Annotated in this window: 14 protein-coding genes; 5 read left to right on the forward strand and 9 right to left on the reverse strand. The window is 65.0% G+C overall.

All coding sequences use genetic code 11. The annotated features are described in order from the left end of the window. Position 1 precedes the first annotated feature (1 nt). The 5 genes from BLR24_RS00705 (at position 2) to BLR24_RS00725 (ending at position 6,793) form a co-directional block, all read left to right on the forward strand. Complete coding sequence (locus BLR24_RS00705) at positions 2–985, forward strand: ABC transporter ATP-binding protein (RefSeq protein ID WP_093011182.1); 984 nt, start codon at positions 2–4, stop codon at positions 983–985. Continuing rightward, on the forward strand, positions 982–2,001 hold the full coding sequence (locus tag BLR24_RS00710; protein WP_093011185.1) for an ABC transporter ATP-binding protein: 1,020 nt from the start codon (positions 982–984) through the stop codon (positions 1,999–2,001). Before BLR24_RS00705 ends, BLR24_RS00710 begins: the two co-directional genes overlap by 4 nt. Further along, positions 1,998–3,605, forward strand: coding sequence for an ABC transporter substrate-binding protein (locus BLR24_RS00715; RefSeq protein ID WP_093011188.1), 1,608 nt, complete (start codon positions 1,998–2,000; stop codon positions 3,603–3,605). Before BLR24_RS00710 ends, BLR24_RS00715 begins: the two co-directional genes overlap by 4 nt. After that, the gene (locus BLR24_RS00720) at positions 3,602–5,515 is read left to right on the forward strand and encodes a CocE/NonD family hydrolase (RefSeq protein WP_093011191.1); all 1,914 of its coding nucleotides are present in this window, start codon (positions 3,602–3,604) and stop codon (positions 5,513–5,515) included. Before BLR24_RS00715 ends, BLR24_RS00720 begins: the two co-directional genes overlap by 4 nt. A gap of 249 nt (positions 5,516–5,764) precedes the next feature. Continuing rightward, positions 5,765–6,793 carry a porin gene (locus BLR24_RS00725; protein ID WP_093011194.1) on the forward strand — a complete coding sequence of 343 codons (1,029 nt, stop codon included), beginning with the start codon at positions 5,765–5,767 and terminating at the stop codon, positions 6,791–6,793. A 1,331-nt stretch (positions 6,794–8,124) separates the two neighbouring features. Here BLR24_RS00725 and BLR24_RS00730 read toward each other — a convergent pair. The 9 genes from BLR24_RS00730 to fba form a co-directional block, all read right to left on the reverse strand. Continuing rightward, on the reverse strand, positions 8,125–8,574 hold the full coding sequence (locus BLR24_RS00730) for a hypothetical protein (RefSeq protein WP_093012679.1): 450 nt from the start codon (positions 8,572–8,574) through the stop codon (positions 8,125–8,127). Positions 8,575–8,725: 151 nt separating this feature from the next. Continuing rightward, positions 8,726–9,085 (reverse strand): hypothetical protein, encoded by a 360-nt coding sequence (locus BLR24_RS00735; protein WP_139188683.1) that lies wholly within the window; start codon positions 9,083–9,085, stop codon positions 8,726–8,728. 60 nt (positions 9,086–9,145) lie between these two features. Beyond that, positions 9,146–9,631, reverse strand: coding sequence for a hypothetical protein (locus BLR24_RS30215; protein ID WP_139188684.1), 486 nt, complete (start codon positions 9,629–9,631; stop codon positions 9,146–9,148). Positions 9,632–10,179: 548 nt separating this feature from the next. Further along, entirely contained in the window at positions 10,180–11,337 is a 1,158-nt protein-coding gene (locus tag BLR24_RS00740) for a hypothetical protein (RefSeq protein WP_139188685.1), read from the reverse strand. A gap of 5 nt (positions 11,338–11,342) precedes the next feature. Further along, the gene (locus BLR24_RS00745) at positions 11,343–11,672 is read right to left on the reverse strand and encodes a hypothetical protein (RefSeq protein ID WP_093011203.1); all 330 of its coding nucleotides are present in this window, start codon (positions 11,670–11,672) and stop codon (positions 11,343–11,345) included. After that, positions 11,669–13,006 (reverse strand): HlyD family type I secretion periplasmic adaptor subunit, encoded by a 1,338-nt coding sequence (locus BLR24_RS00750; protein ID WP_093011206.1) that lies wholly within the window; start codon positions 13,004–13,006, stop codon positions 11,669–11,671. The genes BLR24_RS00745 and BLR24_RS00750 overlap by 4 nt, the downstream gene beginning before the upstream one ends. Further along, entirely contained in the window at positions 13,003–14,715 is a 1,713-nt protein-coding gene (locus BLR24_RS00755; RefSeq protein ID WP_093011209.1) for a type I secretion system permease/ATPase, read from the reverse strand. Before BLR24_RS00755 ends, BLR24_RS00750 begins: the two co-directional genes overlap by 4 nt. Before the next feature lie 52 nt (positions 14,716–14,767). Then, the gene (locus BLR24_RS00760; protein ID WP_175543133.1) at positions 14,768–22,465 is read right to left on the reverse strand and encodes a VCBS domain-containing protein; all 7,698 of its coding nucleotides are present in this window, start codon (positions 22,463–22,465) and stop codon (positions 14,768–14,770) included. Positions 22,466–22,706: 241 nt separating this feature from the next. Continuing rightward, a complete protein-coding gene (fba, locus tag BLR24_RS00765; RefSeq protein ID WP_093011215.1) occupies positions 22,707–23,720 on the reverse strand; it encodes a class II fructose-bisphosphate aldolase in 1,014 nt (337 codons plus the stop codon). Positions 23,721–23,724: the final 4 nt, after the last annotated feature.

Consider the following 23,724-nt stretch of genomic DNA (forward strand, 5'->3'; position numbering starts at 1 on the left):
CGTGACTTCAACCACCCCTACGCTTTCGGTGCGCAATCTGCGCACCTGGTTCCACACACGGGCCGGCCTTGTGCGCGCCGTGGACGATGTCAGCTTCGATGTGCATCCCGGAGAAATCCTGGGTCTGGTCGGCGAATCGGGCTCGGGCAAATCCATCACCGGCTTTTCGATCCTGGGCCTGATCGATCCTCCGGGCCGCATCGACGGCGGCCAGATCCTGTTCAAGGGGACCGACCTGGCCACCTTGTCCAAGGAGGAACTGCGGCAGCTGCGTGGCAACCGCATCGCCATGGTGTTCCAGGATCCGATGATGACCCTGAACCCGGTGTTCCGTATCGAAAGCCAGATGGTCGAGACCGTGCTCAGCCACGAGCGATGCAGCCGCAAGGCCGCCTGGAACCGCGCGCGCGACACGCTGGCTGCCGTTGGCATTCCTTCGCCCGCAGAACGCATGAAGGCCTATCCGCACCAACTGTCAGGCGGGATGCGGCAGCGGGTGGCCATTGCGATCGCGATGCTGCACAAGCCCGACCTGATCATTGCCGACGAGCCCACGACTGCGCTGGACGTGACGATCCAGGCCCAGATCCTCGCCGAAATGCAGAAGCTCTGCGCCGAGACCGGGACTGCCATGGTGTGGGTCAGCCACGATTTGGCGGTGGTCGCCGGTTTGGCGGATCGCGTATGCGTCATGTATGCCGGGCGCGTCGTCGAATCCGGTGAAACCGACGACATCCTGGACCACCCGCGCCATCCCTACACCATCGGCCTCATCGGCTCGGTGCCCAGCAGCGATCGCAGCGGCGACCGGCTCTATCAGATTCCCGGCATGGCACCTTCGCCGCTGGCGTTGCCGCAGGGCTGCGCTTTCAGCCCGCGTTGCGGACACGCCTCGGAGCGTTGTCGCGCCGAGCAACCGCCCCTGGACACAGGCGGCGGCCGCAGCTACCGCTGCTTTCATCCCCAGCCAGGAGCCTTTCTGTGAGCACGCCGATCCTGATGCAGGCCAACCAGGTGTCGCGCCTGTTCGTGAAGCGACCCGACTACGCCGAACGGCTCGCCGGACTGCTGGGCGCCAAGGTGGCCTCGCACACCGTCCACGCCGTCGACCGCGTCGACCTGACCATCCACCAAGGCGAAGTCGTCGGCCTGGTGGGCGAGTCCGGCTGCGGCAAATCCACGCTGGGCCGGGTTCTGGCCGGCATCCTGCCCGCCTCCTCGGGCACGATCCAGACACCGGCAGGCGAGCTCGCCAGCCTCGCGGGCCAAGCCGCGCACGCGCAGCGCATGGCCACACAGATGATCTTCCAGGACCCGATGTCCTCGCTCAATCCGCGCAAGCGGGTGCGCGACATCATCGGCGAGGCGCCGCTCGCCCACGGCATCGTCGCCCGGCGCGATTGCGAAGACTATGTGGTCGAGGTGATGCGGCGCGTGGGGCTCGATCCCGACTTCCGCAATCGCTTCCCGCACCAGTTCTCGGGCGGCCAACGCCAACGCGTGGGCATCGGCCGGGCGCTGGCCGTCAAGCCGAAATTCCTGATCTGCGACGAATCGATCGCCGCGCTGGATGTCTCCATCCAGGCGCAGATCCTGAACCTGTTCATGGACCTGCGCCACGACCTGGGGCTGACGTACCTGTTCATCAGCCACGACCTGGGTGTGGTGCAGCGCATCAGCGACCGCACGGTGATCATGTACCTGGGCCGCATTGTCGAGTCGGGTCCCACCGCCGAGGTCTTCAAGGCTCCCCGCCATCCCTACACGCAAGCGCTGCTGGACGAGGTGCCGCGCCTGTCGAACCGGAAACGGCGCTTTCATGCGATCAAGGGCGAGATCCCTTCTCCGCTGAATCCGCCCGCGGGCTGCCATTTCCACCCGCGCTGTCCCCACGCCATGGACCGGTGCAAGACCGAGCAGCCGCTGCTGCGCGATCTCGGCGCAGGTCAACAGGCCGCGTGCCACCTCCTCGACAACGCGCCACGAAGCGCGAATCCATGAGCCATTCCATCGTGAAACCCACATCCATACTGATCCGCAGCGCGCTGCACGCGGCGCTGGGGCTGGCGCTGCTGGCCTCGGCGGCCGCCTTCGCGCGGCCGCTGCTGACCATCGGCCACTCGAGCGAGCCGTCGTCGATGGATCCACTGTTCTCGCGGACTGGCAACAACCAAGCCGCCGCCGAGAACATCTTCGAGCGACTCGTCTCGAGTGACGAGAACATGCAGCTGCGTCCCGGCCTGGCCCTCTCCTGGCGCGTGCTGGAGCCCACGCTTTGGGAAATCCGGCTGCGCCCGGGCGTGCAGTTCCATGACGGCACGCAGTTCACCGCCGACGACGTGGTGTTCTCCTTGGACCGTGCGCCCAAGGTGCCCAACAGCCCGGCGCCTTTCACGGGGGCCGTGCGCACCATCGCCAGCATTCAGGTCGTGGATCCGCTGACCTTGCGCATTCGCACCAAGGAGCCCACGCCTGATTTGATGGAGCAGATCGGCCTTGTCTACATCGTGTCGCGCCACGCGGCGCAGGGAAAGCGCTCGGAGGATTTCAACTCGGGCGCGGCGACGGTCGGCACCGGCCCCTACAGGTTCAAGCGCTGGCAGCCCGGGGACAGCCTCGAGCTGGAACGCAACGAACGCTACTGGGGAGACCGGCCCGACTTCGATCGCGTGTTGATCCGCTACATCTCGAACGACGCGGCGCGCATCTCGGCGCTGCTGTCCGGCTCCGTCGACCTGATCGACAGCGTGCCGCCCACCGATACGAAGAACCTGAAGAACAAGCGGGGCTTCACGCTTTTCAGTTCACCGTCGGCGCGCCTCATCTACCTGGCGCTGGATTCAGCGCGCGACGTCACCCCTTTCGTCACTGATGCCCAGGGCAAGCCCATGCAGGTCAACCCGCTCAAGGACGTGCGCGTGCGCCAGGCGATCTCGAAGATGTTCATGCGCGAGCCGATCACCACGCGTCTGCTCAGCGGCGCGGGCGTACCCGCCGGACAGATGGTCCCCGAGGGGCTGGGCGGCTACACACCGGCGCTGCCGGCGCCGGCGTACGACCTCGCCGGTGCGCGCGCGCTGCTGGCCGAGGCGGGGTATCCGCAAGGCTTCGGGCTGACCATCCATTCGTCCAACGACCGGTTTGCCAGCGACAGCGACCTGGCACAGGCTCTCGCGCAGATGATGGCGCGCGCCGGGTTGCGCATCAACGGCGTGGTGACCCAGCCCTACAACGTCTACGCGGGCGCCAGCGGCAAGCAGCAATACAGCGCCTTCATCTTTTCGTACGGCAACACCACGGGCGACTCCACCAACGGACTGACCAACGTGCTGGCCACCTACGACAAGGCCGCGGGAACCGGCGCTTTCAACCGCGCCCGCTACTCCAACCCGCAACTCGACCGCCTGTTGGCGCAAGCCGCAGTGGAGTTCGATCCCGCCGTCCGGAACACGCTCCTGCGCCAGGCGGCCGAGACGGGATTCAACGACGCCGGCATCGTGCCGCTGTATTTCCCGGTGGTGTTCTGGGCCGCGCGCGACGGCACGACCATTCGCGCCAACAAGCTCGAACGCACCTCCATGCTGTACATCCAGGAAGCAAAATGATTCAGCCTGATGCAACGATCTCCCTTGCGCGCGACGTCCGTGTGCTGCAAGACCAGAGGGTGAGGATGCGCGACGGCGTGCACCTGGCCACCGACGTGCACCTGCCTGTCGGCTACCGTCCGGGCCTCGATGCGCCTCTGCCTGTCATTCTCGAACGCACGCCCTACGACAAGTCCGGCATCTCGCGCGCCGAGCAGATCGGCGACCGGCTCGGTGTACCCCGTCCGGAAGTGGCCCGGTACTTCGTCGAACATGGATTCGCGGTGGTGTACCAGGATTGCCGCGGACGCTACGGCTCCGAGGGCCACTTCATCAAGTACCTTGCCGAAGGGCCGGACGGCTTCGACACCCTGGGCTGGATCCTGGCGCAGCCCTGGTGCAATGGAAAGGTCGGCACGATGGGGCTGTCCTATGCGGCACACGCGCAGTTGGCGCTGGCCTGCCTGAACCCGCCGGGGCTGGCGTGCATGGTGCTGGACTCGGGCGGCTTTTCCAACGGCTACCAGTGCGGCATCCGGCAGTCCGGCGCGTTCGAGCTCAAGCAAGCCACATGGGCGTTCAAGCAAGCCAAGCTCAGTCCGGCCGCGCAGCAGGATCCGGTCACGCTGGCAGCGCTCGAAGCACAGGACATCCGCCAGTGGTTCTCGCGCATGCCGTGGCGGCCCGGCCACTCGCCGCTCTCGGCGGTGCCGGAATACGAGGACTACCTGTTCGAGCAATGGCGCGCGGACACCTTCGATGCTTCCTGGCGCCAGCTGGGCATCTACGCCGAGGGCTACTACGACGCCATTCCCGACATTCCCGTGGTGCTCATGTCGAGCTGGTACGACGCCTATGTGAGAACGACGCTGGAAAACCATGCGGGCCTCACCGCCGGCCGGCAATCGCCCGTTCGCCTGATCCTGGGGCCGTGGCTGCACGGCGACCGCAACACCACCCACAGTGGCGATGCGGAGTTCGGCCCCCGCGCCGCGTTCGACGGCAGCATCGCGTCCCATTGGCTGAGCTTCCGTCTGGCGTGGTTCCAGCGATGGCTGCAAGGACGCGCCCAGGACACCGTGGCCGATCCGGCCGTGCGGCTGTTCCTCATGGGTGGCGGCAGCGGCCGGCGCAACGCCGCGGGCCGGTTCGACCACGGCGGTGCCTGGGTGCAGGCGGACGCCTGGCCTGTGCCGCAAGCACGGCAAGCGGCCTACTACCTGCATGCAGACGGCAGCCTGATCGACGCATTGCCGACCAGCGAAGGCGCGCAGATCCGGTATCAGTCGGACCCGCACCGTCCCGTGCCCACCATCGGCGGGTCGCTGACATCAGGCCAGCCCGTGTTCGCGGGCGGCGGCTTCGACCAACGCGAAGACGCGCGATTCTTCGGCGTACAGCAGCCCGGACTGCCGCTGGCGTCTCGCGATGACGTCGTGGTGTTCCAGACCGCGCCGCTCGAGCAGGACGTCGCGGTAGCGGGCCCGGTCACTGTCAGGCTGTTCATTTCCTCCGACTGCCCCGACACCGACTTCACCGCGAAGCTGATCGACGTCTATCCCCCGAGTGCCGACTACCCCGAGGGCTACGCCCTGAACCTGACGGACGGGATCTTCCGTTGCCGCTTCCATGCATCCTGGGAAAAAGCCAGCCTGCTCGAACCGCACAAGGTCTACGCGATCACCATCGAACCGTTTGCCACCTGCAATCTGTTCAAGCGGGGCCATCGCATCCGCCTCGACATCGCGAGCAGCAATTTTCCGAAGTACGACGTCAATCCCAACAGCGGCGAATCCGCCGCCGATGCACGCGAGAAGCGCGTGGCGTTGAACACCCTGCACCTGTCGCCAAGCCACCCCTCCAGCGTCACGCTGTGCGTCGCTGAACCACAGGCCCTGCTGCCGCTGCCAGCTGCCATGACCAGCAGCTAGCCCTCCACCTCTTTGCCTTCGCACTGCCCACCGCCTGCGCGCAATTCGCAGGCGGGCGGGACAACTTTTGTCCATCGCTTTGCCATTGCCGCAGGAGTGCCTTGTGAAAAGTCCCTTGAGAACAAACCCAACTCGATTCAGCCATCCAAGCGGCAACCAGTCTGGCTCGCGCCGGTGGCCGCGCTGCGGGGACACCGTGCAGCGGCTGTGCCAGCGACGCCAGTTCAATATTTTTACGGAGTGAGGAAAATGAAACGGTATTCGGCGTGTGCGTTTGCTATTGCCGCCTGTGCGGCGGTGCCCATGACAGTTGCGGCGCAATCATCCGTCACGATCTACGGTCGGATGGACACCAGCATCGACTTTGTCAGGGCGGGCCCGACCTCTTCCAAACAGATGACGAGCAATGCGTCGCGGCTTGGATTTCGAGGTGTGGAGGATCTCGGCGATGGATTGAAAGCTCAGTTCGGCCTTGAGATGAGCGTTTCTTCGGACACCGGCCTCGCCACAACGGCCCTGCGGAACTCCTACGTGGGTCTGGCTGGCGGCTTCGGCGCAGTCGCCGTCGGCCGTCTCGATTCGGCCGCGCCTACGAGGACTCCGCTGTACGCGCTGGTCACGCGACATACGGAGTTCGTCATCCACGATGCCGGTGCAACCGCCGTGGGCACCTCGATCCTGAACGCACGGACGCGGGAATCGAATGCCATCGGCTACGCGAGCCCCATCGTCAACAACTTTGTGTTTCGCGCTGGCTACTACCTCAACGGCGATGGGATCACGGAGGCCGCCAACACTCCTGTGCGTTTCGAAAGCGACTACAAGCAAGCGGACGTGTCGCTCAGCTATGGCGAGGGCAGCGGGCCGCTGGGTCTGGGCGTGGGCTATGGACAGAACAAAAAGCGGGGCGGGGCCATGGTCAACGACGTCAAAGACAAGTGGATGGCCGTTGCCTCATACGACTTCGGCGCCATCCGTGCATGGGTGCTCTTCAACCGGGACAACACCCAGGGCGGCCCGACGTCGCGGAGCAAGACGGACGTCCACTACATCGGTGCGTCTTGGGACCTGGGAAACGGGAAGCTCGTGGGCAACTATATGACCAAGGATGTCCAAACGGATCGCGATGCCAAGCTCAAGCGATTCCAGTTGGGCTACCTCTACAACCTGAGCAAACGCACCAACCTATACGCTTTCCTTGATCGAAGCGATCCGAACAATCGCGTTGCCAATGACGTGGTGCGCGCCGTGGGCGCCGGCATTCAGCACAACTTTTGAAGGCGACGGCGGACTTGATTGGGAAGCTTGAGATTAGATCGGCGGGAGCAGCCGCCCCCGCCTTGCTCAATCCGGCCATCAGCGCCGACCATGCGCTATCCAAATGCTTCCTCATCAGGTCGATAGATTGAAGCTCTGCCGGACCTGACCGTGCGGTCCTGGACGGCAAAGCGCTTGTTCGCGATAGTGCAGAACCAGTCTGCGAAATCCTTGAGGGTTTGACGGGCTCCACACCTTCCCCGGAAAGCTACCTCGTTCAAGCAGCGCGATGACATCTGGAGGCCGTTCGAGTTCCGCCTCCCCCCACGAGTCGGTGCGGTCCTTTGGATGCCCCAAGTAAAGGCGCCGCCCCACACCGCCCCAGGGTTGACTTAGAAAACTGGCGTAACAGACAGAAATCATCGAGCTCGGGTTCTTGCAAACAGGCTGGATTTGCAAAACCAGTGCACACGCGCTGCACACGGACGCCCCTAAGTAGTTGATTTTCCTCAGATTTCTGATTTATCCATTATGGGCGCAACCGAGACGCGCATGGCCTCGGCAGCACGGGTGCTCCGGGGCAAACCGCCCGCTGGCCCAGTGTTGTTTCGGTTCTCGTTTGGCGTCATTCGATCTCGTCTAGCGCTATTTTCTCAGTCCTGGCGGTACGAAAAAGCACCCGGTGGGCACCATCACGAAACGCAAGCGCGCAGATGGAAGCGTAGCGCACATGGCTCACCTATATCGCGCGGCTCGCGGAGTATCCGCATCCCGCTGCCGATGCCGTCAAGGTGGCAGAGCGTGGAAGGTCGATCTTTCGGCTGCGTTCATTCCGGCCTCCGGGAGTCGCTTTGTCGTGGGCGGTAGTAGTGAGGAGCGGGCATTTGTCTCCCTGGAGAAGGTGCGTACCGCTCATGCGTCCGTGCGGCGCAACTTCTACAGTGACTTCACGGCGAACCGCTTTGCTCCAAGACAGGTAAACAAGCGGCGCCAGTTGTCCATCTCACTGGAGAACGCACATGGAACGCAACCTGCTACCGGGAAATATCTTCATGGTGTTCTTGTAATTGCTCGCGCTGCTTGCTGTGCGGTTCATCAGCTGAACCTGAAGCTGCCGATCCGGGCTGAAAGAACGTGTTGCCGCTGGCGGCAGCGGTACGCCCGGCGCTCCGCGGACCGTCACTTCGCTGAAGACCCAAGAGGTCATCTACGACGGCATCGGATCAACGCCGAAAAAATCGTTGAACGCTTTGTAGTCGCCGATGCGCTCTCCTGAGCTCAGCATCTCGTGCGCTTGATCGGTCGGTTCGGGACTACCCGCACCGCGTGGGATGGCGTGGCCGGCGCTTCGTTCAATCCGCAGCGAGGCGCTTGAACATTGCTTGAAGCAAGCCGAGATTCGACGCATCCGCGGCTACGGCATCTCGGCGGAACGAACTGCTGTCGTATGGCGAATAGCTGTTCATAGGATTGTCAATGGCCGGGCGTACCAGCACGACATAGGTGCGGACCCTCCCGTCGAAGCTGTACCGCTCGTTGTCACGTGGTCGAGGTGTCAGAGCCGAATCCGCCGCCAAGGTGTTGGCCAGATGGCGCCTGACGCTATCCGTGTTGACTCCGTAAGCTCCCGCGCTCTCTACGACAACGCTCTCCGGTCCGGTGCGAGCAGCCAATTTCTCAATGACGACGCTCTCATTTTTCGCCTGGCTGTCGACCTCACTGGCGATCACGGAAGTCACGGTGAAGAGGGAGCCGGCGCAGAAGGCGAGTGCCGTGCGACCGAAAGGGAAATCCAAACTCATCAAGAACTCCTTCGCCTGGACGGCACTGCGGAAATCGAGTTTATAGCTGAAAGGGTCAACCTGCCCGATGGGCGCACCACGGTACTGCCCATCACGATTCGCCGCGCCACTGTGCAAACACGTTTGCCTTCGAGTCAAGGCGCAGGCGTTCCTAACTCGCAATCAGGACGCGAACAAGAATGACGAGGAACCCAGCAGCAACGAGCGCGGTCACTGCCGTCGCCATGAGGTCGGGCAATCTTTCGTCCGCGTCTTGTCGTGTCGGCGCGGCGTCGGCGTGAGGTTTTGACGCGGCCGTGTCAACAGCGGTGCTGAACGGGTTGTAGAGCGCGCCGCCATGGCTGACCACGCCAGACTCGTCGGCGCCGGCTGATTGTTCGATCCGATCGGCTTCGACGGAGGACGGCTTCTGAGCTTCGGCGGCGAACACCCGTGCACCCGCGGTTGCCGACAGGGCTGCCAGGCAAAGACCTGCAAGCGCTCGGCGCGTTCCACGTTTTCGATGCGCCACGACGGTGTCCTTGGTTGTGGCCCTGGGCTTGCCCAGGGCCCTTTCAACGCGGTCTCTTGCTTAATTGGGACAAGAGCCTGGGATGCTCAAGAAGTTTCTGGAGAAAGTGCCAGTTGGCACAATCGAGACACCGTTGGTCAGATCAGAGAGCAACACGTCTGTGTATCTGACGCATGCCACGATGAGATCTTGACCAGATGGGCACGAAAAGTTGCCCTCGTCCGGAGGGCCGGCTTCCAAGGTCCCCTTGACTCGGCCGTTCTTGGTGGCTGAGAAAGTGTTGTCAGCACGCACGGCTCCCGCGACGGAAGTCTTGTTGCTGGCGTTCGGATTCTTTCCCCCGTGGTTGATGCACGCGTACACCGCCGAGCCTTGAGCAGTAAGGCTTTCGGTCACTGTTGCATTCGCCACTCCGGCTTCATCAAAACTGACCACCAGCGCCCCATTCGAATTGACGGATGCATCGGCACTGAAAAAGTGTGCCCCGGCGAGCGCCTGTCCGGCTCCAAACGTCAGCACTGCCGCTATGAGTAATGACTTTTTCATATTAGGCTTTCCAAGTTAGATTGAATAATCATCTGTTCTTGGGTGCGTCTCGGTGCTGGCGATGAGGTCAACGTCGCGGCGTCCGGAGAACGCAGGCATGCTGAACTTAATAATTAAGTTTCACAATCACCACTCGGAATAGGCGCCAGCGGAACTTACTCTCTGCGGCACCCGCAACAGGTCCGACGTCATTCCCTCGCGTGCGCAATCGCTGCCTTGCGAGACAGGTGCCGCGTGGCTGTACCGTCCTCTGAGGCTTCCACAGAAGCATTGCAGCTCAATACTCGTCGGCGCAAGGAATCGGAACGCGGTGCATGTTGAACCCTCCTAGGGTCAGTTGCACGCGTTGTAGATGGTTACGACAGTTTCGTCGTGTCCGTTGAGAACTGATGCCTTCCTGCGCCGGTTGAACTTTGACCGTCAATTTTCGGCTGCCCGGCGCCAACACATCGGACCGCGGGCCGGCGCCAAGCCCTGCCCTGCTGGCACAGAGCCATGAAAACAGTCGCTCAGACCGAGTTATCCGCGCCCCATCCGGTCGAAATCGTTCAAGGGGCGCGTATGTCCTGTTGGACTCTGGAGAGTTGGTTGACACGGCCGATGCGCTGTCGCGGGTCGGACTGCCACACCACGCGGTCGTCCGCGGCGTAGAGCCAGCAGGTCTTTCCTTCGCGTTCGCAGGTGTTCAGGACATCCGCCATCGCAGCCCCGCCGGAAGCAAGGGCCGCGCTGCCATCGGCCGCGACCGCAAAGGCGCGTGGCATGGGCAAGGCAAGGAATCGAAGGTACCGGTCTCTGCTGTTCTCGCGCACGGGCACCAGGGAAGGATCGTTAACGTCGGCAAAATGGCTGTCGGCCGGCAACCTGTAGAGGCTGACGGTGGGGCCCGCGGCCGCCGCACTCGGCTCGGCCGCAACGGTTTGCGGCTTCTGGTAGACCACGGCGTAGTCGACCGCGTAGACACTGCACTCGCCGTGGCTGCTCTCGCGGCAATATGCGAGGGCGCGCTGCGTCGGGTCCGAGGGGCGATTGATGTCTCGCGGCACCAATCCGTCGGCCCAGCCGAACCATGAATGGTCACCGGCCTGACGGATGACGAAGGCACGTGGCGGCTTGCTCTGCAAGAATTTTTGATAGGCCGCGCGGCCTTCCGCGCGCAGACCGGGAACAGCATCGACATCGTCGATGCCGGCGCTTGCCGCCGCAGAGCTCCCGCTGCCATCGACGCCTGCCAAGCCTCGCAGATGGACCTCGGCGCTGCCGGTTCCTGCATGGCATTCATAGGCACCGGGCGTCGAAAGCACGTTGCCTTCGTAGAAGCTCTCGACCTGTGTCACCACGCGCACGCCTCGCGCGCGCGCCGCTTCGACGAGCGCCACCAGCGTATTGCGCATCGCCTCGCGGCAGGTTTCCTCGTCACTGCGGATCACCGGCCGGCCGTCGGCATAGCGCTGCGTCGTGGAGAACGGCCGGGCATAGCTTTCAGCCTTGAGCACCTGCTCCTGCGGCACCTTGGCTTGCGGCTGGGTCGCAAAGCGAAGCTGGACGTCGTTGCCGATGGCATCGCGCGTGGCAACCTGCTGCATCACCGGATAGATGGGCAGTACCAGCCGCGTGTCACGCGCGAACGCGGGCGCAGCCATCGATGCGATGAAGAGCAGGAGGCCCGCTCCGGGCCGGCCTGCGCCAAAGGATTCGAAACTCATGGTGATCACCCCCTCTTCAAAGCAAAGCTGTAATACCGGAGATCCACATCAAGGCGTGCGGCGGCTTCGGCTTCACTCTCGGCAGCATCAACCGACTGTGCGCTGGATTCATGGCTGTAGACGGGCTTGCGGCCATCGATCTGGTAGGACCATTCAAAGCGACCGGCCCGCTCGACGATGGTCGTGTCGATTCTGTGCCCCATGTAGAGGAAGCTCTCGCCCATCTCGACCTCCAGCGGTTGGAGGGAGTCTTCCAGATCGAACCTGACTCGAAGCTGAGGAATGATCCGCACAGAGGCGGCGCAATGCGCGCCGCGGTGCAGGTCCGTCGTCAACGCTCGCGCGCGGCGCGGCGCAGCACCTGGGTGATCGGCTCCACCAGGTACTGAAGTGCGGTGCGCTCGTCTCCCTGCAGGTAGATCTCGGCCGGCATGCCGGCCAGCAGCTTCAGGTCGCCCGCCATCGCGAGCGAGGCCGCATCGGCCTCGACCAGCACCGAGTAGTAGGGAGCGCCGGTCGCACGGTCGATCAGGCGGTCGCCCGACACATAGACCACCTTGCCATGCACCAGCTGCGTGGTGCGGTACTTGAATGCCGTGAAGCGGATCTCGGCCGGCTGCCCGCGCTGGATGCGGCCGATGTCTTCTGGACGGACGCGCGCATCGGTCACCAGGCGGGTGTCGTCGGGCACGACGTCGGCAATGGTCTCGCGAGGCGGGATCACTGCGCCGGGCGTCGAATACTTCAGATCGATGATCTCGCCGCTGGCCGGCGCCGTGATTACCTGCCGCGCCGAGGCATCGGTCGACTTGCGCCGCTCCTGCTCGATTTCCGCCAGCCGGGCCGCCGTGACCTTGAGCTGGTCGCTCGCCTGCTGGCGGTACTCGCTCTCCAGCGAGCGGATGCGCAGATCGGCATCGACCGTGCGCTGCTCGGCGCGCGCGAGCTCCGCGCGCCGCTCCTCGATCTTCACGCCGTAATCGGCCACGGTGCCCTCGAACTGCGCAATGCGCGCGGCCGAGATGAAGCCGTCCTTGAGCAGCTTGCGGTTGGTCTCCAGATCGTTTTTCTGGAAGGTCATCGACTCGCTCGCCCGCATGATCTGGGCGCGCAGTGCGACGATTTCCTCGGCCACCTTCTCGCGTTGCGAACGCAAGAGGCGCACCTGCCCCACCAGCGCATCGCGCCTCGCTTCGAACAGTGCGTTCTCCTTGTTCAGCTGCGCGGCCAGGCGCGGATCGGCTGCCGCGGTCTCGACCACGTCGGGCGGGAAAGCGATCGCACGCGCCATGGTCTGCTCCGCGTCGAGCCGCGCGAGGCTGGCACGCTCGGTCTTGACGCGATGGTCCAGCCGGTTCCTGTCGGCATCGACCGAGACGTCGCCCAGCACGAGCAAGGGCTCCCCCTGCCGCACATGCTGGCCGTCGCGCACCAGGACTTCGCGCACGATGCCGCCTTCGGCGTGCTGCACCGGGCGCCGGTTCAGGTCCACCTTCACGTACGCCTGCGCCACCACGGCGGACGACAGCGGGGCAAAGCTCAACCAGGCGGCAGCCGGCAGCAGCCCGCAGACCAGCGCGGCCAGGCCCCAGTGCGCCAGGCGACGCGCTTCGCGCACATGGAGCGCCAGCGGGTCGTTGGCCGCGATCGCAAGTGCCGAATGATTCATGACACCTTCTCCGAAGCGCGCGCCGGCATCATTACCACCTGGGCGCCGCCCGGGTTCTGGCCCGCACGCCTGATCGTCTGCATCACTTCCGCCACCGGGCCGTACTGCTTGACGCGGCCGGCCTCCAGCACCATCAGCTTGTCCATGTGCTGAACCAGCGCGCTGCGGTGCGTGACGACGATCACCGTGACCTGGCCGCGCAGCGCCTTCAGGGCCTCGCCCAATGCCAGTTCGCCCGCCCCGTCCAGGTTGGAGTTGGGCTCGTCCAGCACCAGCAGCTTCGGGTCGCCATAGAGCGCGCGTGCCAGCGCAATGCGCTGACGCTGGCCCGGCGACAGCATCACGCCCATGTTGTCGACGACGGTGTCGTAGCCCTCTGGCAGCGTCAGAATCAGCGCATGCACGCCGGCACGCTGCGCCGCTTGCACGACCTTGTCTGGATCGACCTCGCCCAGCCGCGCGATGTTGTCGGCAACGGTGCCGGCGAACAGCTCGACATCCTGCGGCACATAGCCGAGCCAGGGGCCGAGTTCTTCGCGCGGCCATTGCGCGATGTCGACGTCGTCCAGCCGCACGACACCTGCATGGGGCCTCCACAGCCCAGTCAGCAGGCGCACCAGCGTCGACTTGCCGGCACCGCTGGCGCCGGTGATGGCCAGCGACTCGCCGGGCTCCAGGCTCAGCGACACGCCGGCGAGAATCATCCGCTCGCCCTGCGAAGGCCGGAACACGAGGCCTTCCGCGTGCAGGCGGCCGCTCGGAGCCGGCAGCGCCATGCGTTGCGGCTGGCGCTCGGCGGCTCCCAGCACCTCGGACAGGCGCGCGAAGGCCAGGCGCCCCTCGGCCAACACGCGCCAGCTACCCACCACTTGTTCGACCGGTGCCAGCGCCCGGCCGAGCAGGATGGTGCAGGCCACCAGGATGCCCGGCGTGCCTTCGCCCGTGATGACCAGGTAGGCGCCCAGTGCCTGCAACAGCACCTGCACCGCCTGGCGCGTGGTGCGCGTGAGCGCGGCCATCGCCACCGACTTGCGCGCGGTCGGCCCCTGCAGCGCTGCGACGCCGGCGTTGAGAGTCCGCCAGCGCCCGATCACCGCCTCCCCCATTCCGAGCGACTGCGCCAGCTCCGCGTTCTGCATCGACGATTCGAGGTAGCGCGTGGCCCTGGCGGCTTCCTTCTGCAGGGCTTCGATATCGCGGCGCGTGATGCGATCGTTCACCACGGCAAGGACGAGCATCAGCAACGACGCGGCGGCCGCAGCCATACCCAGCATCGGATGCGCCAGCCAGATGACCGCGACATAGACGAATGCCCATGGCACATCGAACAGGGCCAGCAGCCCCTGGGAAGAAAACAGGTTGCGCAGCGCCGCGACGTCGCGCAAGCCTTCGCAGGGCGCGCGCTCGGCACGGCGCGCCGTGTGCACCAGCATGACCTTGGCAACCACCGGAGACAGCTGCTCGGCGATCAGGTTGCCCGCGACGCCCTGCAGACGGCTGCGCAGATAGTCCAGCATCAGCATCAGGCCGAGCGCCACGCCGACGCCCAGCAACAACACCAGCAGCGTCTCCCGGCTCTGGCTCGTCAGCACCCGGTCGAAAACCTGCAGCATGAAGAGCGCGGGAGCCAGCAGCAGCAGGTTCACGAAGAACGAAAAGCCGCCGACAAAGAGAAGCGGTCGCTTGAGAAGCTGGAGGAGTGGCTTCATGTCGATGTCTCTCGCGCGCTGCCACCCGCATCCGCGGGCGGCTGGCGAAAGCTCACAGGCCCACCTTGATGTCGTTGCTGTCGAAGGTGTCGGCCGGATTGGTCAGCGTCAACGTTGCCACCAGCGTGCGGTTGGCGGCGCTCAGGCCGTCTGCGTCGTAGTACAGGTTGCCCGTTGCGCTGTCGTAGATCACATGCACGCCCGCGCCCACGACGTCTCCCGCACCGCCGCCGTCCGAGGACGCGAACTCGACCGCCGACAGCGTGCTTCCGCTCGAGGTCGAAAGGGCCGTAAAGGTGCCGAGCGACAGCTCGACCAGGTCGCCGCTCGCCGCTGATCCCGAAGCATTGAAGTCGGTGACCGAGTCCACCGCGTTGGGTGCCGAGTCGAAGACGAAGGTGTCGTTGTCGGCGCCGCCGGTGAGTATGTCGGCGCCGGTCCCGCCGGCGATGCGGTCGTCGCCTGCAAGGCCGTTGATCACATCGTTGCCGCCGCCGCCGCGCAATTGATCGTTCAATGCCGAGCCGGTGATCGTGTCGGCGAAGGTCGTGCCGATGACGCCCTCGAAGTTCTTGTAGCTGTCGGTGCCTAGCCCCGCGGCGCTGGCATTGAAGCTTGTCGTGCTGCTGCTTTGGGTCAGCGTGAACGTGAGGCCAGCCGTGCCGTCGGAGAAGTCGAGCAGGTCACCAGCGCCCCCTGCCCCATCGAGCGTGTCGTTGCCGGCGCCGCCGCGGATGATGTCGTTCGAGGCGCTGCCCGTGAGGGTGTCGGCCAGACCCGTTCCAATCACGCCTTCGATGTTCTGGTAGGTGTCGTTGTTGCCGAGACCGGCGGTGCCGTTGGCGATGCCGGTCGATGCGGCACTCTGGACCAGCGTGAAATTGACCGCCAGAGTCCCGTCCGAGAAGTCGAGCAGGTCTTCGCTGCCGGCACCGCCGTCCATCGTGTCACCGTTGCCGATGCCACCACGCAGTACATCGTTGCCGGCGCCGCCCGACAGTGTGTCGTTGCCGTCGCCGCCGATCAGGAGGTCGTTGCCGGAAGACCCGAGCAGCGTATCTGCCCCGCTGCCGCTTCCTCCGATGAAGACGTCGCCGCCCGTACCGCCGGTCAGGTTGTCGGCGCCGCCGCGGCCATCGATGAAGGAGGCCTGGTAGGTGCCGCTCGTGCTGAGATCGATTGTCTCGGCGCCGTTGCCGCTGGACACCGCCCTGACGTCGATCGTTGCCGTCGCCGTCGAAGTGCCCCCGGCGCCGTCCGACACGGTGTACTGGAAGCTGCCGGCCGTGGCCCCCGCCGTGCTGCCGCTGGTGAAGCTGATCGTGCCGTTGGCGGCGTCCAGGGTCAGGCCGGAAATTCCGACCGCGCTGCCGACGCTGGTGATCGTCAAGGCGAGGCCGTCGATGTCGGTGTCGTTGCCAAGCAGCGAGCTCGCCGACAGCGTGACGAGCGTACTGCTCGACACGATGATCCTGTCAGCCACGGCCACAGGGTTGTCGTTCACCGCGCTGACGGTGATGCTCGCCGTGTCGGTGGCGCTCGAGAACGCAGAACTGCCTCCATGGGTCACCGTGCTCACGGTAGTGCCGGCGGCGCCGCTTGTTTCGTCCCAGGCGCGGAAGGTAATGCCATCGCTGACTGCGCCGCTGAAGTTCGTATTGGCCTGGAAGTACAAACGCGTGTTCGCGTCCGCGGCCAACAGCAGCGCGGACGCGTCCGACACCGCACCCACCGCCGCCCAGCTTCCGCCGCCGTTGGTCGAATACCACCAGCTTCCGTTGGTGGCATTCACGCCCGTCAACGCGATGCCGGTGATGGCGCCGTTGTCAGCATCGCTCACGTTGTCGAGGCCGCCGGCCGGCGGATTCAGATTCACGAGGCTCGATACGAGCGTCCCGACGGCCCCGATCGGTCCGCCGGCATCCTCGTTGACCGACGCCAAAGCGGGTGTCGCGGCAGCACTCAGGACGGGTGCATCGTTGGTGCCGGCGATGGTCACGGTCACCACCTGGCTGGCGGTCCCATCGGACGAGACTGCAGTGAAACTTTCGCTGATCGATTGACCTGCGGCCAGCTGTTGGATCGCTGTCTGGCTATTGTTGGCCGTGTAGGTCCAGGTGCCATTGGCCGCCAGCGTGAAGCTGCCGTAGCCGTTGCTACCGGCGGCGCCGGCCTGGGCTGTGAAGCTGGACTCTCCGGCATCGACATCGGCGATCGTCAGCGCGCCGCTGGTGCTCAGGTTCGGTGTCGAGGCATCCTCGCTCACCGCGCCGACGGCGACGCCACCGATCACGGGAACGTCGTTGGTCCCGGTAATGGTCACGGTCACCACCTGGTTGGCCGTACCGTCGGACGACACTGCCGTGAAGCTGTCACTGATCGATTGACCGGCACCCAGCTGTTGGATCGCCGCCTGACCATTGTTGGCCGTATAGGTCCAGGTGCCGTCGGCCAGCAAGTTGAAGCTGCCGTAGCCATTGCCGCCGGCGGTGCTTGCTTGAGGCGTGAAGTTCGACTGGCCCGCATCCACATCGGCGATCGTCAGCGCCCCACTGGCCGCGAGGCTGCCCCCCGCCACCGCAATATCTTCTTGCACCGCGCCGCTTGCCACACCAGCAATCACCGGCACGTCATTGGTGCCAGTGATCGTCACCGTCACCACCTGGCTGGCAGTTCCGTCGGACGACACTGCCGTGAAACTGTCGCTGATCGACTCGCCGGCACCCAGTTGCTGGATCGCGCTCTGGCTGTTGTCGGCCGCATAGATCCAGTTGCCATCGGCCGCCAGCGTGAAGCTGCCGTAGCCGCTGCTGCCGGCAGTGCTCGCTTGAGGCACGAAGTTCGACTGGCCCGCATCCACATCGGCGATCGTCAGCGCACCGCTGGTGCTCAGGTTCGGGGTCGAAGCATCCTCGCTCACCGCGCCGCTGGCAACGCCACCGATCACCGGCACATCATTGGTGCCAGTGATCGTCACTGTCACGAGCTGGCTGGCCGTCCCATCGGACGACACTGCCGTGAAGCTGTCGATGATCGATTGACCTGCGCCCAGTTGCTGGATCGCCGCCTGACTGTTGTTGGCCGTGTAGGTCCAGTTGCCATTGGCCGCCAGCGCGAAGCTGCCGTAGCCGTTGCTGCCGGCGGTGCCGGCCTGGGCTGTGAAACTGGACTCTCCTGCATCCACATCGGTGATCGTCAACGCACCGCTGGTGCTCAGGTTCGGGGGCGAGGCATCCTCGGTCACCGCACCGCTGGCCACCCCACCGATCACTGGCACATCGTTGGTGCCTGTGATGGTCACCGTCACCACCTGGCTGGCCGTCCCATCGGACGAGACTGCAGTAAAGCTGTCGCTGATCGATTGACCCGCACCAAGCTGCTGGATCGCGCTTTGGCTGTTGTCGGCCGTGTAGGTCCAGTTGCCATCGACCGCCAGCGTGAAGTTGCCGTAGCCGCTGCTGCCGGTGGTGCCGCCCTGGGCTGTAAAGCTGGACTGCCCTGCATCGACATCGGCAATCGTCAATGCACCGCCGGTGCTCAGGTTCGGCGTCGAGACATCCTCGCTCACCGTACCGCTGGCCACCCCGCCGATGACCGGCACGTCGTTTGTGCCTGTGATGGTCACCGTCACCACTTGGCTGGCTGTGCCGTCGGAGGACACTGCCGTGAAACTGTCGCTGATCGACTCGCCAGCGCCCAACTGCTGGATCGCCGCCTGGCTATTGTCGGCCGTGTAGGCCCAAGTGCCGTCGGCTGCGAGCGTGAAACTGCCGTAGCCGTTGGTGTCGGCGGTGCTCGCCTGTGGTGCGAAGTTCGACTGGCCCTGGTCGACATCGGCAATCGTCAGCGCACCGCCGGTGCTCAGGTTCGGCGTCGAGGCGTCCTCGCTGACCGCGCCGCTGGCAACGCCGCCGATCGTCGGCACATCGTTGGTGCCAGTGATGGTCACCGTCACCACCTGGCTGGCCGTGCCGTCGGAGGACACTGCGGTGAAGCTGTCGATGATCGATTGACCCGCGCCCAGTTGCTGGATCGCGCTTTGGTTGTTGTCGGTTGTGTAGCTCCAGCTGCCATCAGCCAGCAAGTTGAAGCTGCCGTAGCCATTGCTGCCGGCAGTGCTCGCTTGAGGCGCGAAATTCGACTGGCCTTGGTCGACATCGGCGATAGTCAATGCACCGCTGGTGCTCAGGTTCGGGGTCGAGGCATCCTCGCTGACCGCACCGCTCGCGACGCCACCGATCACCGGCACGTCGTTAGTGCCGGTGATGGTCACCGTTACCACCTGGCTGGCCGCACCGTCGGACGAGACTGCGGTGAAGCTGTCGGTGATCGATTGCCCGGCGGCCAGTTGCTGGATCGCGCTCTGGCTGTTGTCTGCGGTGTAGGTCCAAGTGCCGTCGGCTGCCAATGTGAAGCTGCCGTAGCCGCTGCTGCCGCTGGTGCTCGCCTGTGGCGCAAAGTTCGACTGGCCTTGGTCGACATCGGCAATCGTCAACGCACCACCGGTGCTCAGGTTCGGGGTCGAGGCATCCTCGTTCACCGCGCCGCTCGCGACGCCGCCAATCACCGGAACGTCGTTGGTACCAGTAATCGTCACCGTCACCACCTGGCTGGAGGTCCCGTCGGACGACACCGCGGTGAAGCTGTCACTGAGCGACTGGCCGGCGCCCAGTTGCTGGATCGCGGTTTGGCTGTTGTTGGCCGTGTAGGTCCAGCTGCCGTCGGCCGCCAGCGTGAAGTTGCCGTAGCCGCTGCTGCCGGCGACACCGGCCTGGGCTGTAAAGCTCGACTGGCCCGCATCCACGTCGGTGATCGTCAGCGCACCACTGGTGCTCAGGTTCGGCGTCGAGTCGTCCTCGCTTGTCGCGCCGGTGGCGACTCCGCCGATCACCGGCACATCGTTGGTGCCCGTGATGGTCACGGTCACGAGCTGGCTGGCCGTGCCGTCGGACGACACGGCGGTGAAGCTGTCGCTGATTGATTGACCCGCGCCCAGTTGCTGGATCGCGCCCTGGCTGTTGTCCGCCGTGTAGCTCCAGCTGCCATCAGCCAGCAAACTGAAGCTGCCATAGCCATTGCTGCCGGCAGTGCTCGCTTGCGGCGCGAAGTTCGACTGGCCTTGGTCGACATCGGCAATCGTCAACGCACCACTGGCGCTCAGGTTCGGGGTCGAGTCATCCTCGCTCGTCGCGCCGGTGACGACTCCGCCAATCACTGGAACGTCATTGGTCCCGGTGATGGTCACGGTCACGAGTTGGCTAGCCGTTCCATCGGACGAGACTGCCGTGAAACTGTCGCTGATCGACTCGCCGGCGCCCAACTGCTGGATCGCTGTCTGGCTGTTGTCGGCCGTGTAGCTCCAGCTGCCATCAGCCAACAAGTTGAAGTTGCCGTAGCCATTGCTACCAGCAGTGATCGCTTGAGGCGCGAAGTTCGACTGGCCCGCATCCACATCGGCAATCGTCAGCGCACCGCCGGTGCTCAGACTCGGAGTCGAAGCATCCTCGCTGACCGCGCCGCTCGCGACACCGCCAATCACCGGCACGTCGTTGGTGCCTGAGATGGTCACGGTCACCACTTGGCTGGCTGTGCCGTCGGAGGACACCGCGGTGAAGCTGTCGGTGAGCGACTGGCCGGCGCCCAGCTGTTGGATCGCCGCCTGACCATTGTTGGCCGCGTAGGTCCAGCTGCCGTCGGCCGCCAGCGTGAAGTTGCCGTAGCCACTGCTGCCGGCAGTGCTCCCTTGAGGCGCAAAGTTCGACTGGCCCTGGTCGACATCGGCAATCGTCAGCGCACCACCGGTCGCAAGGTTGCCAGCAGCCACCGCAAGATCTTCTTGCACCGCACCGCTGGCCATGCCACCGATCACGGGCACATCGTTGGTCCCGGTAATGGTCACGGTCACGAGTTGACTGGCTGTTCCATCGGACGAGACTGCAGTAAAGCTGTCGCTGAGCGACTGACCGGCGCCCAGCTGTTGGATCGCCGCCTGGCTGTTGTTGGCCGTGAAGGTCCAGTTGCCATTGGCCGCCAGCGTGAAGCTGCCGTAGCCATTGCTGCCGGCGGTGCCTGCTTGAGGCGCGAAGTTGGACTGGCCCGCATCCACATCGGCGATCGTCAGCGCACCGCTGGTGCTCAGGTTCGGCGTCGAGCCATCCTCGCTCACCGCCCCGGTGGCGACGCCGCCGATGACCGGCACGTCATTGGTCCCGGTCACCGTCACGGTGATCTGCTGATTGACCGTGCCGCCGTGTCCATCGTTGATGCTGACGGTGAAGGTCTCCGTCGCCGTCTGGCCCTGGGCCAGATACTGCGTGGCCGCGTTGGCGACGCTGTAGTTCCAGCTCACCGTGCCGTCGCCCGCGCCCGTGGCCGCATCGCTGACGCCGGCCGTCAAGACCCCGCCCAACGTGTTGCCTGCACCGGCCGCCACGCTGACGCTGTGCGCATCGCTCAGGTCCACGTCGTCGAAGGTGATCGTGCCGCTGTCGCTCAGGGTCGGCGACGCTGCATCCTCGGTCACCGCCGCAGCCGGATCGGCCGCGCCGATCGTCGGCGCGTCGTTGGTGCCGGTGATGGTCACATCGATCTGCCGGGTGACGATGCCGCCGTGCTGGTCGTTCACGGTGATGGTGAAGCTCTCGACCCGGGTCTCGCCCGCGGCCAGGTACTCGACGGCCGTGGCGTCCACGGTGTAGGTCCAAGTGAGCTGGCCGCCCGTGCCGGTCCCCGTGGTGTCGTTGTTCTTGATCGCTGTGAGGCTGCCCAGCACGCTGCCGACCGGCGTGCCGGTGGCGCTCACCAGGTGCACATCGCTCAGGTCCAGGTCGCTGAAACCGATGACGCCGCTGTCGCTCAGCATTCCCACCGGCACGACCTGCTCGCTCACCGCACCCGCCAGGTCCTGGGCCGTGATGACCGGACCATCGTTGGTGCCGGTGATGGTGACGGTCACCGTGGCCAGTCCCGTCCCGCCATCGGCGTCGGTCACCTGGTAGCTGAAGGTGTCGGTTGCGTTCTCGCCCGCGGCCAGGTGCTGAAAACAGGCTGCATGGGGCTGGTACTGGAAATACCAGGTCGACGGATCGCCCATCGCCGGCTGAACGAGCGTCGCCGTCCCGTGGGCCGGCGCCGAAGTTAGCGCCAAGCTCTTGACCAGGTCGGGGACCGAATCGTTTTGCAGCACATGGATCTGGATCCCCGGCCCGTCTTCGGTCGTCGTGACCGCGTCGCCCAGTGCCGTCGCCGCCTCGTTGGCCGGATTCACCTCGACACCGTCCACAAGGATTCTCAGAACTTCGGTCATCTGGACGGTCAGCGTGGACGACCCGAAGGTGAAGACGAAATCGCTGGCCGAGCCATTGGAAACCTCACCGGTCTTCGCATTGGTCACTGCCGCAAGATGGGCCAGGTAGGCGGCGATCTGCGTCTGGGTGGCAGAGTCCAGCCACTGAGCCCGCGTGAACAGAAGCTGGAGCGTATCGACTCCCGCCCCGCCCGTGTAGACGTCCTTGGTGCCCGCCACGAGGTTTTCGCTGACGTTGTAGATCAGGGTGTCGTTCCCCGATCCCCCGTTGAGCTGGTCACTGCCGCTACCGCCATCGAGCGTGTCGTGTCCCGCGCCACCATTCAATGAATCGGCCCCGGCTCCGCCGCTGACGGTGTCGTCCCCGTTGCCGCTGTTGATTGTGTCGCTTCCGGCCGTGCCGGTGAGAAGGTCGCTGCCGTTGGAGCCGGTAATCGTGGTCATGTGCTTCCTTGGTGGGCGCCGGAATGCCGACGCATGTCGTCTCGACGCGGTATCCCATTTGTTGGCAAATTGGATCGCGCCGGCGACGTGAGCACATGGAAGGAATGTCCTTTCCTTCTCCTTCGATAAGTACTGGAACGGCCCCGAAAAGCCTAGGGCTTTTGTCATGCTGGAGCGCCAGCCAGCCAGCCAGCCCCGCACCGGACGGCCAGGTGCGCGGAGGACCCGGAAGCTGGAGCCGCTACATCGCCACGGGCTTGATCCTCGCCGCCATGCCGGCCGTGCCGAAAGCCTGGAACCGATCGATGCAGAGATCGCGCGCGGCCGCCGTGGCCTCCTTCAGAAACTTGCGCGGATCGAACTCGCTGCGGTCGCTGCCCATGGCGCGGCGCATGGCACCGGTCATGGCCAGGCGGATGTCGGTGTCGATGTTGACCTTGCGCACACCGTGGCGTATGCCTTCCTGGATCTCCTCCACCGGCACGCCGTAGGTTTCCTTGATGTCGCCACCGTACTCGCGAATCACCGCCAGCCATTCCTGCGGCACCGACGAAGAGCCGTGCATCACCAGGTGCGTCTTCGGAATGCGCGCATGGATGTCCTTGATGCGATCGATCGCGAGGATGTCGCCGGTCGGCTTGCGGCTGAACTTGTAGGCACCGTGCGAGGTGCCGATGGCAATGGCCAGTGCATCCACGCCGGTGCGCGAGACGAAGTCAGCCGCCTGCTGCGGATCGGTCAGGAGCTGGTCGTGCGAAAGCACGCCCTCGGCGCCGCTGCCGTCTTCCTCGCCGGCCATGCCTGATTCGAGCGATCCCAGGCAACCCAGCTCGCCCTCGACCGAGACACCGACCGCGCGCGCCATCTCCACCACGCGGCGGGTCACATCCACGTTGTAGTCGTAGCTGGCGGGCGTCTTGGCATCTTCCATCAGCGAGCCGTCCATCATCACGCTGGTGAAGCCCGAGCGGATGGCCTGCATGCACATCGACGGGCTGGCGCCGTGGTCCTGGTGCATCACGATCGGGATATCGGGGTACATCTCGACCGCTGCCTCGACCATCTTGCGGAGGAACGGCTCGCCCGCGTATTTGCGCGCACCCGCCGAGGCCTGCAGGATGACCGGGCTGTCGGTCTTCTTCGCGGCCTGCATGATGGCCTGAATCTGCTCCAGGTTGTTGACGTTGAACGCCGGCACGCCGTACTGGTGCTCTGCAGCGTGGTCCAGCAATTGACGCAGCGAAATCATGGCCATGGGG

The sequence above is a fragment of the Variovorax sp. OV700 genome (genome assembly GCF_900099805.1).
In the GTDB taxonomy this organism is placed as follows: Bacteria; Pseudomonadota; Gammaproteobacteria; order Burkholderiales; family Burkholderiaceae_C; genus Variovorax.